This window comes from Rickettsiales bacterium (assembly GCA_035765535.1).
In the GTDB taxonomy this organism is placed as follows: Bacteria; Pseudomonadota; Alphaproteobacteria; order Rickettsiales; family JABCZZ01; genus JABCZZ01.
In genome coordinates, this window is sequence record DASTXE010000003.1 from 111,537 (window position 1) to 124,839 (window position 13,303).

At 53.8% G+C, this 13,303-nt stretch carries 13 protein-coding genes; 7 read left to right on the top strand and 6 right to left on the bottom strand.

Annotated features, from left to right (window positions below; all coding sequences use genetic code 11):
- The first annotated feature begins 132 nt into the window (after positions 1–132).
- On the top strand, positions 133–2,310 hold the full coding sequence (locus VFT64_03550; GenBank protein ID HEU5046896.1) for a glycosyltransferase family 2 protein: 2,178 nt from the start codon (positions 133–135) through the stop codon (positions 2,308–2,310).
- Between the two features lie 86 nt (positions 2,311–2,396).
- Here the strand turns inward: VFT64_03550 and VFT64_03555 are convergent, their stop codons facing one another.
- Positions 2,397–3,065, bottom strand: coding sequence for a hypothetical protein (locus VFT64_03555; protein HEU5046897.1), 669 nt, complete (start codon positions 3,063–3,065; stop codon positions 2,397–2,399).
- Between the two features lie 172 nt (positions 3,066–3,237).
- Between VFT64_03555 and VFT64_03560 the strand changes: the two genes are divergently transcribed.
- The 6 genes from VFT64_03560 to VFT64_03585 all read left to right on the top strand — a co-directional run bounded on the left by VFT64_03560 (position 3,238) and on the right by VFT64_03585 (position 8,607).
- Positions 3,238–4,200 (top strand): DMT family transporter, encoded by a 963-nt coding sequence (locus VFT64_03560; protein HEU5046898.1) that lies wholly within the window; start codon positions 3,238–3,240, stop codon positions 4,198–4,200.
- A gap of 47 nt (positions 4,201–4,247) precedes the next feature.
- On the top strand, positions 4,248–5,288 hold the full coding sequence (locus VFT64_03565) for a nitronate monooxygenase family protein (GenBank protein ID HEU5046899.1): 1,041 nt from the start codon (positions 4,248–4,250) through the stop codon (positions 5,286–5,288).
- A gap of 345 nt (positions 5,289–5,633) precedes the next feature.
- Positions 5,634–6,026 (top strand): hypothetical protein, encoded by a 393-nt coding sequence (locus tag VFT64_03570; GenBank protein HEU5046900.1) that lies wholly within the window; start codon positions 5,634–5,636, stop codon positions 6,024–6,026.
- 1 nt (position 6,027) lies between these two features.
- Positions 6,028–6,756 carry a uroporphyrinogen-III C-methyltransferase gene (gene cobA / locus VFT64_03575; protein ID HEU5046901.1) on the top strand — a complete coding sequence of 243 codons (729 nt, stop codon included), beginning with the start codon at positions 6,028–6,030 and terminating at the stop codon, positions 6,754–6,756.
- A gap of 73 nt (positions 6,757–6,829) precedes the next feature.
- Positions 6,830–7,684 carry a prepilin-type N-terminal cleavage/methylation domain-containing protein gene (locus VFT64_03580; GenBank protein HEU5046902.1) on the top strand — a complete coding sequence of 285 codons (855 nt, stop codon included), beginning with the start codon at positions 6,830–6,832 and terminating at the stop codon, positions 7,682–7,684.
- Positions 7,685–7,689: 5 nt separating this feature from the next.
- Complete coding sequence (locus tag VFT64_03585) at positions 7,690–8,607, top strand: prepilin-type N-terminal cleavage/methylation domain-containing protein (GenBank protein HEU5046903.1); 918 nt, start codon at positions 7,690–7,692, stop codon at positions 8,605–8,607.
- A gap of 51 nt (positions 8,608–8,658) precedes the next feature.
- Here VFT64_03585 and VFT64_03590 read toward each other — a convergent pair whose 3' ends face one another.
- Genes VFT64_03590 through pdhA form a run of 5 tightly spaced genes read right to left on the bottom strand, consistent with a single transcriptional unit; the run spans position 8,659 to position 13,235 of the window.
- A complete protein-coding gene (locus VFT64_03590) occupies positions 8,659–9,963 on the bottom strand; it encodes a pyruvate dehydrogenase complex dihydrolipoamide acetyltransferase (protein HEU5046904.1) in 1,305 nt (434 codons plus the stop codon).
- A 31-nt stretch (positions 9,964–9,994) separates the two neighbouring features.
- On the bottom strand, positions 9,995–10,465 hold the full coding sequence (locus VFT64_03595) for an SIMPL domain-containing protein (GenBank protein ID HEU5046905.1): 471 nt from the start codon (positions 10,463–10,465) through the stop codon (positions 9,995–9,997).
- 16 nt (positions 10,466–10,481) lie between these two features.
- Complete coding sequence (locus VFT64_03600; protein ID HEU5046906.1) at positions 10,482–11,189, bottom strand: SIMPL domain-containing protein; 708 nt, start codon at positions 11,187–11,189, stop codon at positions 10,482–10,484.
- Positions 11,190–11,207: 18 nt separating this feature from the next.
- Positions 11,208–12,194, bottom strand: coding sequence for a pyruvate dehydrogenase complex E1 component subunit beta (locus VFT64_03605; GenBank protein ID HEU5046907.1), 987 nt, complete (start codon positions 12,192–12,194; stop codon positions 11,208–11,210).
- 30 nt (positions 12,195–12,224) lie between these two features.
- Positions 12,225–13,235, bottom strand: coding sequence for a pyruvate dehydrogenase (acetyl-transferring) E1 component subunit alpha (gene pdhA / locus VFT64_03610; GenBank protein ID HEU5046908.1), 1,011 nt, complete (start codon positions 13,233–13,235; stop codon positions 12,225–12,227).
- Positions 13,236–13,303: the final 68 nt, after the last annotated feature.

The following is a 13,303-nucleotide window of genomic DNA, read 5'->3' on the forward strand; positions in this document are numbered from 1 at the left end:
ATTAAAGGGAAAGCAGGTTATAGCGCACCCTAACATTCTGCGGGAATTATTACAAAGAGTTAATTTGAAAGATTGCCCCCCTTAAGCAACAATCGGGAATCTGAATAATACTACGCAAAGGATAATTATATTATGACCCATGCAAGTAACGGAAAAACAGTAAATTATGCCCGTGAAGTGCTCATTGCGAGAGTGTGTGTTGCCGCAACGCTGCTGCTTTATGTGGGGGTGTTTCAGTTCATTATCGGCCGCGGCCATGACTTCTGGCGCGCCGGACAAACCGGTAACGTAATCGAAGCCGCTGTCTTCGCTATCGCCATGTTCTTCATGGCCTATGGCAACGTGCTCTATCAGGTCTGCATGGTCGGCTATTACAAGCGCCAGAAGAAGCATGTTCCGGCTCCGCGTGAGGAGCTCAACGCGCTTTATGGCCGTGCCAACCCGCCGACGCTTTCGATTCTCATTCCGTCCTACAAGGAAGAATACGGTGTTATGTGGCAGACAATGATGTCGGCTGCATTGTCGGAATACCCGGCAAAAGACATCGTGCTGCTGATCGACGATCCGTATCACACCAAAACCCTGGCTGACAGCGTGAAGCTGGAAGAAGCTCGCCTGCTGCCCGGACGCCTGCAGAACGTATTTGACGCCTATGCATCACGTTTCCGCCTTGAGCTCGACGCTTTCCGTCTGCGCAAGGAAGCGAAGAACGTGCATGCAGGCGTAGAGCTGAATCGCATTGCCATCCTGTATGAAGAAGTTGCTGCAATGCTCGCTATCATGGCGAAAGATTTCATGGCGGGCCGCCGCATGGAAGAAATGACGCATACGGAGCGTTTCTTCGTGCAGTCGGTGCTGCAGGCTCCGATGCACCAGTATGACGTGCTGGCCAAGGAACTGCGTGGCCAGATGATCTTCACGCAGGCACCGTCTGATGAATTCTTCGAACAGCATTATGCAAGGCTGGCCGGTCTGTTTAACGTGAAGTTCTCAAGCTTCGAACGTAAGAAGTATTGCAACCTGTCGCATGAAGCCAACAAGGCGATGAACCTCAACAGCTACATTGCGCTGGTCGGTAAATCCTGGAAAGAAGTGCAGACGGAAAAAGGTCTGGAGCTGCATGAAGCGCCTGCTTCCGAAGCAACCTTCACCATCCCGCACCGCGACTACATCAACACGATCGACGCCGACAGCCTCATGCTTTCGGATTACCTGATCCGTATGGTGGAAATGATGGAACGCCCGGAAAACGACCGTCTTGCCGTGCTGCAGTCGTCGGTTTCCTCGGTGCCGGATTCGCCCAACATGCTGGAGCGTACTGCCGGCGCATGCCTCGACCTGCAGTTCATGAACCATCAGGGCTTCACCTATTGGGGTGCGACCTTCTGGGTCGGTGCGAACGCCATGCTGCGTTTCCGTGCTCTGCAGGATATTAAGGAATCCAAACTGGAAGACGGCAAGCAGGTGACGGTTTATATTCAGGACCGCACCGTGATCGAGGATACCGAATCCACGGTCGACCTGGTCGAAAAAGGCTGGAAGCTGCATAACTATCCGGACCGTATGTCCTACAGCGCCATGCCGGCCGACTTCGGTTCGCTGCTCATCCAGCGCCGCAGGTGGGCTAACGGCGGCATGATCATCCTGCCGAAACTGTTCAGCTATGTGGCGAAAGCACCGAAGAACCTCGCGCTGCTGAAAGAGTTCTTCATGCGCTTCCACTACCTGGCCGCAACCACGATCGGCTGCGCTGTAATTGCGATGCTGTCGCTCTATAATTTCGGCGACAATATGGCAACGCTGTGGATCATGCTCTCGATCATCCCGGGTTCGCTGCTGTATCTTCGTACGCTGGTCATCTCCGGCTACAGGGCAGGCGATATCTTCCGCATCTCGGCGCTGAACCTGATGCTGATCCCGGTACTGTTCGGCGGCGTGTTCAAGCAGTTCGAACAGATGCTGACGGGCAAGAAGATCCCGTTCGGCCGTACGCCTAAAGTAACAGGCCGTACCGCCGCTCCGGCAATCTATTGCTGGGTTGAGGTGATCATGACGGCAGCCTTCTGCGCGATTACGGTGAATGACGTTATCCATCACGTATGGTTCCACGCGATCTTCACCGCTTCAAACGCAGCCTGCATGCTCTATGCAATGTTCTCCTTCATGGGCATCAAGGCGACGCTCGAAGATATGTTCAGCGGTGTCCTTGGCTACTGGAAGACCTTCTCCCGTCAGGCGGATATCATCCCCATCACGGTCATGCGCCAGACGAAGGATTACATCCTTCCCGAAAGCCGCCGCGTTTCCTAAGGCGGTACAGGCTACAAAAAGAAAAAGCGCGGTTCAGGCCGCGCTTTTTTATGTATGCAGGTTAAAATCGACGAGAGTACGAGCGCTTATTTACTTCCGGGCGCGGGTATTGGCAGGGCGACATCGGAAGGAGAGACTTCTTTGGCCGGTGCCGGTGTGGAAGGTGGCGGTGGCGGAGGTGTTGCGGATTCTTTGCGTGCCGCAGCCGGGGTCTGTGCCGGAGGCGGTGTTGATGCAGATTCCGCTGATGGCGGCGGAGAAGGTGGGGGAGTGTCATCGTACATCGCCTCCAGCTTCTTCTTATGCGGGGTCAATACTGCCTTAGGAAGATCGCTGGTCGGCAGCAGGCGATGGAATGTGCCGGTGTCCTGCAGCATGACGATATCGCCATTTTCAAAGATAATATCGCCGGGATTCTGCCATTGCACGACGGTTTTCGTAGCCTTGTCTTCCGTCACGACCGTATATTCATAACCTTTGCGCGTGGATTCCGCCTGTTGTGCTGCCGAACCTGCGCTCTGGATGATGCCGTCGATCTGCGAACCTATGTAAGGCGTGCTTCCTAGCGGCGTAGAGCCAATAGGTGCGCCGGAAGCGCTGCCTGCAATATCAACCTGCTTGACACCCACGACCAACGCATAGCTGATCGTGATGGCTTGACCCACCTCGTTCGAACTGTACTGGTTCTGGCTTGGTGTATTGGAACAGGCCGAAACAAGCACGGCCAGCGCCACCCCACCTAACAGGTTTTTCATACGTTTCCGTCTCCCGGTGAAAAAGCGACCGCCCTTATAGCGCGTGGAAGCGCAGGCGGTCAACACGTAAGCATATAGCCCGCCGGAAGGCTAATCAAGCGCTTTTCGCGCCAAATACCATCATTGCATTGCACGAGCCGTGCGGCTGTTGTAGAACACTACACTGGCCAGTATGGCTGGACCTAGCGCAAATGGAATGATGATGGAAAGCCGGAACCATATTAAAGGATTTTTATACGTACTTTTTTCCGTCTGCATCTGGTCCGGATGGGTCGTGGTGAGCCGCTACGGAGTCAAAGGTGCGCTTTCGGTCTATGATATCACGGCTATCCGTTTTACGACATCCGGTCTTTTAATGCTGCCCATCGTGCTACGCAAAGGCTTTCGTATCGGTCCCTGGGGCATATGGAGCGGGCTGTTAATATCCATATTGATGGGCTCCTGTTATACGAATGTGATGTTTATCGGCATGCGCTATGCGCCGGTTTCCCATGCAAGTACGGTCAATAACGGTGCGTTCCTCACAATCATTACATTGATCGGGATGCATGGTCTGCGCGAGCATGTATCGAAAACGCGGCTTTTCGGTGTTTTCTGTACGCTCGCCGGTATTGGGATTATGCTCGCAGCCAAAAGCGGCAGCAATGCCATGACTTCGGAAGAATGGCTTGGCCATCTCTGTTTTATCACGGCAGGGGCCATGTGGGCGGTGTATGTGGTGCTGGCGCGTGCCTGGCACATTGATGCGCTGCATGCGGCAGCCGTGATCTGTGTACTCTCCATGCTGACCTATATGCCGTTTTACCTGTATTTTGCAGACAGCCATATCAGCATGCAACATGGGGGTGATGTGCTCTTGCAGTTGGTCTATCAGGGCGTAATTACCGGCGTATTGGCGCTGGTCGTGTTCAATAAAGGCATCCACCTGCTGGGCGCGGCCCGGGCCGGTTCGGTGATCCCGCTCATTCCGGCGCTTTCCACGCTGCTGGCGATTCCTATATTGCATGAATATCCATCCGCCATGGAATGGGCGGGAATCGCCGCCGTATCTTTCGGCGTGTCGCTTTCTTCCGGCGCGCTTCGCTGGCGCCACTCCCGGACGCTTGCCCAGGTTGCAGTAAGAAATATTGATTAAACCTCCCATCATTGGTAAATAAAGTTAAGATCAAAGAGACGCGATTTATGACGCAGCAGAACGCACATACACCGGCGCAATCCCCCGCCGGAACGGAAAAATTGCAGGCGCTATGGCGCCGCGGTACGGATTTTCTTGGATGCAAATACGCTATCATGGGCGGTGCGATGTCTTGGGTGTCGGAGCGCAACCTGGTAGCAGCGCTCAGCAATGCCGGGGCGTTTGGTGTGCTGGCCTGCGGTTCCATGCCGCCCGCGCTGCTCGATAAGGAAATCGAGGCGACGGCCGCGCTGACAAATAAGCCGTTCGGCGTGAACCTGATCACCATGCACCCTGATATTGAGGCGCTGATCGATATTTGCGGCAAGCGGAAAGTGTCGCATATCGTGCTCGCGGGCGGGCTGCCGAAAGCAGCGTTTACGGAAAAAGTAAAATCCTACGGCGCGAAGCTTATCTGCTTTGCACCTTCTGCGCTGGTGGCTAAGAAGCTGATCAAGCTGGGCGCGGATGCGCTTGTGATTGAAGGCATGGAAGCAGGCGGCCATATCGGCCCCGTATCCACTTCCGTGCTCGCGCAGGAAATCCTGCCGGAAATCCGCGATGTACCGGTCTTCGTAGCAGGCGGCATTGGCCGCGGTGAAGCGATTGCGGCTTACCTTGAAATGGGAGCTTCCGGTGTGCAGCTTGGCACGCGCTTTGTCTGCTGCAGCGAATCGATCGCACATGAGAAATTCAAGCAGGCTTTCATTCATAGCCATGCGCGCAATGCGGTAGCATCCATCCAGGTGGATGAAGATTTTCCGGTGATTCCCGTACGCGCCATTGAGAATAAGGCGACCAAAGATTTTATGCGTTTCCAGCATGAAGTGATCGCGCGTTACCGCGCCGGGGAAGTGGACAAGGCAGCCGCGTCATTGCAGATCGAGCATTTCTGGGCCGGAGCGCTACGTCGTGCCGTGATTGACGGCGATGTGGAAAACGGCTCGCTCATGGCAGGCCAGAGCGTTGGCATGGTAAACAAGGTCGAACCCGCGGCGGATATTATCGCCGAGCTGGTGGCGCAGGCAGAACAATACCTGACACGGTAAAAGCCATATCGCTTACTGCTTGAACATTATTTTGCGGATTAAATATGATTCGCATATTTGCTTCCCACAAACACAACCCCAGATTTCTTCTTAATGATTGTAGAAGATCAAGGCGATGAACGCTCCTCGCACGGAGAAGGATATTATTTAAAAGCAGATAATAGCATAAAAGGCGGGAAATCTGCGTGTACGAAACATACCTATCCTTTTGGATAGGAACAAAAATAAATGAATAAAAGTTTACATTTGTTAGTCATTTGTTAATAATTATGTGCCAATAAGACCAGAGTGTTGCTCATCTGCACTAACCAATTAATAATATACAATCGCAAAGGTTAACTATATATGTACGGTACATTTATCGAGAAAGCGAAGCGGGAGATCGAAAGCAGGCTGAAGGCTTTTCTGCAGGAAAAAGACATTGAGCTGTTTGTCGCATCGAATGATAATATTGATAGCAGTAACCCGCTGGTGAGGTTGGAAGCGCTGGACGATGTGATCCTGTCCGGCAGCAAGCTGCTGTTCGAGATAAAGGTAGTGCTGGGCTTGCTGGGGAAGTCCTGGCAGTGCGAGGAGCTTGTGAAAGGTATTTATTATGCGCTGCATCCGCATAATATTAGCCTCTCGGATCTGACCGTGCTGCTGATGAGCATTCATGTGGAAGAAATGGCGTCCCTGGAGCCGGAATATGAACAAAAACGCGCCATCATGCGCTATATCCTGGAGTGTCTGACCTGAAATGACGGGCAAAGTATATATAGCGGGAGCAGGTCCCGGCGATCCGGAGTTAATTACGCTGAAGGCGCAGCGTCTGCTGCGCGAGGCGGATGCGGTGGTGTATGACCGCCTGATCCCGCAGGCCATTCTGGATATGATCCGGCCGGAAGCGGAGCGCTATTTCGCAGGTAAATCATGTAAACAGCATGTCATGACGCAGGACGAAATTAATGCGCTGCTGGTGAAGCTCGCACAGCGCGGTTTGAGCGTAGTGCGCCTCAAGGGCGGTGACCCGCTGATTTTCGGCCGTGGCGGCGAAGAAGCCGAATATCTCGTGCAGCATGATATCCCCTTTGAAATCGTTCCCGGTATCAGCTCGGCAACCGGCATCAGTGCTATCAATGGCATACCGCTGACCTATCGGGGGCTTGCCACGGGGGTGCGTTATATCACCGGCCACTCCAAGGAGCCGGAACTGGAGCTGAACTGGCAGAGCCTTGCCGATCCGGATACGACTATTGTTGTCTATATGGGCTTAGCCAATCTCCCGATTATCATGGCCAAACTAATCAAGCAGGGCCTCCCGCGCGATTTTCCGATGGCGGCTATCGAAAACGGTACGACCCCGCAAAGCCGTATTGTCATCAGTACGCTTGAAAATGGGGCGCAGGATGTTAAGAATGCCGGGCTGGAACCGCCGGTGCTGATTATCATAGGCCGGGTGGTTTCTCTGCACCATAAGCTTAAATAAAGACTCCACCCTGACGCTGTGCTACAATAAGTTGCAGGGGCAGGCATGACTCCCGTCATACTATTATTCGCATATGCAACAACGCAAGAATATTCAGGGTTTTACCCTTATCGAACTATCGATTGTGCTGGTCATTATCGGCCTGATTATCGGGGGTATTCTGGCAGGGCGCGATCTCATCGGTGCAGCGGAGGCGCGTGCGCAGATAAGCCAGATGGAGAAGTACAATACGGCAGTCTACACGTTTCGAGCTAAATATGGTGGTCTGCCGGGAGACCTGCAGCTTAATCTTGCAAACCAGTTCGGGCTCTGGACAGCCGCCTGCGATGGCTCTTATGGCAACCGTGACGGCAATGGGCTGGTGGATGGCTATTATCCTACTTCCTATGTTCTCCAATATACGGAAACGAGCCTGTTCTGGGCGGATCTGAGTCAGGCCGGACTTATAGACGGTTCGTTTCCGGGTAGCGGAGGTGCTTATGCGGGCAGCTGGTGCGGCGGATATAATGCCGATTTGACGCTTGCCCAAGGCAGCAGCTATATAGGAAACTACTTTCCTGCGGCCAAAATCGGCAGCGGGAATTTTATATATGTCTATAACGGGCAGCTGCCAGCGGACAGTTGCTGCGGCGGCAATAATTGGTACGGCTTGTCAGCGGTCACTACAGTATATACTACGGGCGGCACCGCTTCCAACACAACATTGTCGGTCGCACAAGCCTACAATATAGATAAAAAGATGGATGACGGCGTTCCTGATGCGGGTTCTGTCCAGGCGAACTACCTTACCGGATGGTACGTATATCAGACAAATATGCAGGCAAGCGATAGCGCCACTTCCTGTTTTAATAGTACGAACCACACCTATTCCATGCGTATCAACGGAGGCAATGGCCGAAATTGCGCTTTATCATTTAAATTTCGGTAGTTGAGATGATTATCAATAAACATAGCAGGAAATGGGCGATATCTAAAAGCGGTGCGGCATTCACGCTGATCGAACTTAGCATCGTGCTGGTGATTATCGGCCTGATCGTGGGAGGTATTCTGACGGGGCGGGACCTCATTAATGCTGCGGAGACGCGCGCTCAGATCTCGCAGATCGACAAATACCAGGTTGCTGTACGCACATTCCAGGGAAAATACGGTTATCTTCCCGGAGATATACCCGATCCATTTGCAAGCCGCTTCGGTTTCAAGGCAAGAGGCACGACTCCGGCAACGGGGGATGGCAATGGCGTGCTGGACGGTGTTCAGGGTGATAATGCTCCTAATTGGGTTTATTATGCGCAGGGCACAGGCGAGAACGCAGTATTCTGGGTGGATTTAAGTCAGGCCGGACTTATTGATGGAAGTTTTAGTACGGCAAGCTCAACTGTAGGACCGGCTACAACGCCTATCACGGGAGCGGGGCTGGATGCGTATTTTCCTAAGGCAAAAATTGGAAACGGCACTTATGTGTATGTGAGGAGCGGCGGGTCGGGAGGTTATATCGGCAGCGGTAACTACGATACGGTATGGTATTTGCCTGTGGGAGTGAATTTCTTCGGCGTCACGGCCCTTACCTCCATCAATTATCAGGGAGATACCGCGTCGAATCAGGGTATACGTGTGATTCAGGCTTATAATATTGATAAGAAAATAGATGACGCAATTCCCGTCACCGGAACGGTGACGATATTTGCCACGGACTGGGGAAGCAATGTGCTTGTAAGCGGCACCGCTGCCACCTGCGCGGACGCAAGAGGAAATGGCGGGGGATGGTATACCGCTGCAACCACAAACCGGTACTCAACAGAAATCAACAATGGCTCCGGTATGAATTGCGGGCTGCAATTCCAGTTTCAGTAAAAAAGGCGGCTTCCAAAGAAACCGCCTTTCGAAATGAGACTGCTGTAAAATTTACAGCAGCAAAAGGCTCGGGCTTTCCACATAGCGCTTGAAAGCGGCCAGGAATTCCGCACCGAGCGCGCCGTCCACCACGCGGTGATCGACCGAAAGCGTGGCATCCATAACGTTAGCAACCACCATCTGGCCCTTCTTCACGACCACACGCTCTTCACCCGCGCCAACGGCCAGAATGCAGCCCTGCGGCGGGTTGATGATAGCGGCGAAATGCTTCACGCCGTACATGCCGAGATTGGAGATGCTGAAACCGCCGCCTTGGAATTCTTCCGGCTTAAGCTTGCCTGCGCGTGCGCGCGCTGCGAGGTCTTTCATCTCGCTGGAAATCTGCATGGCGCTCTTCTGGTCGGCATTGCGCACGATCGGGGTGATAAGACCGCCATCGGTCGCAACGGCAACGGAGATATCCACGTTGTTGAAGCGGTAGATCGCTTCGTCCGTCCACATGGCGTTTGCACCCGGAATGCGCTTGAGCGCCAGTGCCGTCGCTTTAATGATGAGGTCGTTCACCGAAAGCTTGTAAGCCGGTTTGCCTTCTTTGCCCGCCAGCACTTCGGCTTCGGTGTTGAGTTCCTTGCGCACTTCGAGCAGCTTGTCGAGCTCGACCGAGACCGTCAGGTAGAAATGCGGCACAAATTGCTTAGATTCAGTCAGACGACGCGCGATGACCTTACGCATATTGTTGTTCGGAAGCGTGACATATTCCTGCGGATTACGCACCACGAAACCGCGAGCGCCGCCGCCGGAAGATTTAGCCTTTTCCACGTCTGCGCGTACCACGCGACCATGCGGGCCGGTGCCCTGGATCATGCCGACCGGAATGCCTGCTTCAGCGGCAATGCGCTTGGCCAGCGGAGAAGCGAATACTTTGCCGCCCTGCTGGAAGCTCGGAGCGGGCATGGAAACTGGCGGCGGCGGTGCAAAGCTCGGCGCGGAGGGGAGAGACGGTGCAGGGGCAGCTGCAGGAGCAGCTGCGGTCTGCGGTGCGGCTTCTTTCTTCGGCTCTTCCTTCTTTTCTGCTGCTTTGGGCTTGTAGCTGTCCAATGCTTTCTTGTCTTCGCCTTCCGCAAGCATCAGCGCAATGACTTCATTCACCTTAACGCCCTGTGCGCCTTCAGCCACAAGAATTTTGCCGAGCACGCCTTCATCGACGGCTTCGACTTCCATCGTCGCCTTGTCGGTTTCGATTTCAGCGATCACCTGACCGGCCTTAATCTTGTCGCCTTCCTTCTTGATCCATTTAGCGAGATTGCCTTCGGTCATGGTGGGCGAAAGGGCGGGCATCAGAATTTCAATCGGCATAGGACTCTCTTATCAATAAATAAATAATCGGTTACTGGACGATGGGCGGATTAACTACGGGATTGCAGCCACCACGATTGTAGGTGTTGACGTTCAGGCTAGCTTGGTAGCCTTTCTTAACTAAGGCGGCCATTACGCCGATAGCTTTATCGGAAGGGGCGATTTTAAAGCTGGCGTTGCCGCTCAGGTTATAGCGCCCGCCATTCTGATTATTGTAGCCATAAGGGCGTTGCGCATTAATATTATAATTCAGCGATTGCATGGTGAATTCTTCTGCGCCTGCATCCTTTGCAATCTTTTCAAGCCCGGAAAATTCACGGTCAAACTGCTGCTTAATGACATCAATATCGGCATCGCTATCATTAAACTGAAGGGAAATAGAGGCGTTTTCGCTAAGGCAGTTGCCGGTCGGGGAAGGCGCCATAACCCTCGCTGTGCTGGCAGTAGCATAAAGCATCAGGGTGATAACGAGAGCTGAAATGGAGAAATAAAAATATTTCATGCGGAGTTATCCCTTGTTATTTGATCTGGTATGTCACGGTCACTTCCTGGCGGACTTCCATCAGGCCTGCGGGAAGATTAGGAGCGGCATCGGCGCTGGCGACTGACATCGCGCGCATCGCCATCATCGGCATCGGGCGTGGCGGTGTTACAGAGGCGCCTTCCTGGATATCGAGAGGCTTTTCCAGCGTCATCTGGGCAACGGAGGCCAGCTGTGTCGCTTTGTCATGCGCATTGCGCAGGGCCTGGTCCAGAGTATCCTGCTTCACCTTTTCCTCATGCTGCAGCGAATAGGAAACGCTGCCCACTTCGTTGATGCCCAGATTAACCACGCTATCCATGAAATCGGCAAGTTTCAGCAGATCCTTAATCTTGAAATCGATGGTGGTCGAAACCTGATAACCGGTAAGGTGCTGCCTGCCGTTTGTATAATCATACATTGGGCTGACAGAAGTGGAGGCGGTCTGCATGTCGTCCTTCGCGATGCCTTGCTGTTCTGCAAGCTTCAGCAATGCGCGCAGTTTCTCGTCATGCTTCTGCTTGGCTGCTTTCAGCTTTACATTCTGCTCCTGCACGGTCACCGGCAGCATCACCTGATCGGGAGCAACCTTTGTCACCGCTTCGCCGTGCACGGTCAGCGTGGCAAGCTTATCGTCCTTTACTCCCTCTGCAAGAGCAGCGGAAGAAAACGGAACCAGCAGTAACAAAAGCATCAACAGGCGCATGATGTTCCTCACCAAAGTTTAGTTGCTACGGTAGCAGGCCTTCTTTGCAGCTTCCACGATATCCTCGACGCGGGGCAGGGCCAGCTTTTCCAGATTAGCGGCGTAAGGAAGCGGAACGTCTTTGCCCGCAACGCGTTCCACTGGCGCATCCAGATAGTCGAAAGCCTTTTCCATGATAATGGCGCAGATTTCCGAACCCATGCCCGCCACCGGCCAGCCTTCCTCAACGGAAATGCAGCGGCTGGTTTTCTGGACGGATTCGACAATCGTGTCCGTGTCGAGCGGGCGCAGCGTGCGCAAATCGATCACTTCCGCGTTGATGCCCTGCTGTGCCAGTTCTTCAGCAGCCTTGAGCGCGAGGCCAACGGTAATGGAGAAGGCCGTGATCGTAATATCGGTCCCTTCGCGTAAGATCGCAGCTTTGCCGATGGGAACCGTGTAGTCATTGTCATCCGGCACGTCGAAGCTCTGCCCGTACAGGATTTCATTTTCCAGGAAGATTACGGGATTCGGGTCGCGGATCGCGGATTTCAGCAAGCCCTTTGCATCGGCAGCGGAGTAGGGAGCGACGACTTTCAGCCCCGGTACATGCGCATACCAGCTTGCATAGCACTGTGAGTGCTGTGCAGCTACGCGTGAAGCCGCGCCGTTAGGGCCGCGGAACACGATCGGGCAGCGTATCTGGCCGCCGGACATGTAATGCGTCTTGGCGGCGGAGTTGATGATCTGGTCCATCGCCTGCATGGCGAAGTTGAACGTCATGAATTCGACAATCGGTTTGATGCCCATCATCGAAGCGCCGACTGCAAGGCCGGTAAAGCCGTGCTCAGTGATCGGGGTGTCGACTACGCGCCTGTCTCCGAACTCCTGCAGCAGGCCTTGCGTTACTTTGTACGCGCCCTGATATTCGGCAACTTCTTCGCCCATGACGAAAACGTCCTTGTCGCGGCGCATTTCTTCCGCCATTGCGTCTCTCAGTGCTTCTCTTACGGTCAATGTAGCCATGTGTCGGTCTCTGTAATGTTTGAGTTGCAATTAGTCGATGGTGATATTCGTCCAGAGTTCGGATTCATCCGGCTCCGGTGAAGTCTTGGCGAATTCAGCTGCGTCGTTGACGATTTCCTTGATCTCGGCTTCGATGCTCTTGAGTTTGTTTTCGTCAGCTACCTTGCCGCCCAGAATTTTAGCCTTCAGGCGTTCGATAGGGTCGCGCTGTTCCTTATACATTTCGACTTCTTCCTTGCTGCGGTATTTTGCAGGATCGGACATCGAGTGGCCGCGGTAACGGTAGGTCTTCATTTCCAGCAGGAACGGACCTTTGCCTGCGCGGCAATGCGCCACGGCTTCGTCCGCTGCTTCCTTCACGGCGATGACATCCATGCCGTCCACCTGCTTGCCGGGAATACCGAACGCTTCGCCGCGGCGGTAGAGTTCCGTGGTGGAAGAGCTGCGCTTTACCGAAGTGCCCATCGCGTATTCGTTGTTTTCGATCACGTAGATCACCGGCAAATGCCACAGGCTGGCCATGTTGAAGGCTTCATACACCTGGCCCTGGTTGGCGGAGCCGTCACCGAAATAGGTAAGGCATACGCGGTCAGTGCCGTTATATTTATTGGCGAATGCGATGCCGGTGCCGATGGGAACCTGCGCGCCGACAATGCCGTGGCCGCCGTAAAAGTTATTTTCTACCGAGAACATATGCATCGAGCCGCCTTTGCCGCGCGAGAAGCCGTCGATACGGCCGGTCAGTTCTGCCATAATGCCGCGCGCTTCCATGCCGCAGGCGAGCATATGGCCGTGGTCGCGGTAGCTCGTGATGACGGAGTCACCCTTGCCGATGGCATTCTGCATGCCGATCACGACAGCTTCCTGCCCGATATACAAATGGCAGAAACCGCCGATCAGGCCCATGCCGTAAAGCTGGCCGGCCTTTTCCTCGAAGCGGCGTATTAGAAGCATCTCGCGGTAGTATTTCAGTAGGTCCGGTTTGCTGCGGGCGGCGGGGGTGGATTTCTGGTTGATTTTTTCAATTGCGGCCTTGGCCATGACGTCTCCAAAAATAAACGATGATTTTCCCACACCCCTTATAACAAGCGCTATCCGCCAAAAGCAAA

Coding starts and splice junctions, on each gene's coding strand:
- VFT64_03560 (HEU5046898.1), top strand. CDS start 3,238: ATGGCTGGACCTAGCGCAAATGGAATGATGATGGAAAGCCGGAACCAT.
- cobA (HEU5046901.1), top strand. CDS start 6,028: ATGACGGGCAAAGTATATATAGCGGGAGCAGGTCCCGGCGATCCGGAG.
- VFT64_03565 (HEU5046899.1), top strand. CDS start 4,248: ATGACGCAGCAGAACGCACATACACCGGCGCAATCCCCCGCCGGAACG.
- VFT64_03595 (HEU5046905.1), bottom strand. CDS start 10,465: ATGAAATATTTTTATTTCTCCATTTCAGCTCTCGTTATCACCCTGATG.
- VFT64_03570 (HEU5046900.1), top strand. CDS start 5,634: ATGTACGGTACATTTATCGAGAAAGCGAAGCGGGAGATCGAAAGCAGG.
- VFT64_03555 (HEU5046897.1), bottom strand. CDS start 3,065: ATGAAAAACCTGTTAGGTGGGGTGGCGCTGGCCGTGCTTGTTTCGGCC.
- pdhA (HEU5046908.1), bottom strand. CDS start 13,235: ATGGCCAAGGCCGCAATTGAAAAAATCAACCAGAAATCCACCCCCGCC.
- VFT64_03550 (HEU5046896.1), top strand. CDS start 133: ATGACCCATGCAAGTAACGGAAAAACAGTAAATTATGCCCGTGAAGTG.
- VFT64_03585 (HEU5046903.1), top strand. CDS start 7,690: ATGATTATCAATAAACATAGCAGGAAATGGGCGATATCTAAAAGCGGT.
- VFT64_03590 (HEU5046904.1), bottom strand. CDS start 9,963: ATGCCGATTGAAATTCTGATGCCCGCCCTTTCGCCCACCATGACCGAA.
- VFT64_03605 (HEU5046907.1), bottom strand. CDS start 12,194: ATGGCTACATTGACCGTAAGAGAAGCACTGAGAGACGCAATGGCGGAA.
- VFT64_03580 (HEU5046902.1), top strand. CDS start 6,830: ATGCAACAACGCAAGAATATTCAGGGTTTTACCCTTATCGAACTATCG.
- VFT64_03600 (HEU5046906.1), bottom strand. CDS start 11,189: ATGCGCCTGTTGATGCTTTTGTTACTGCTGGTTCCGTTTTCTTCCGCT.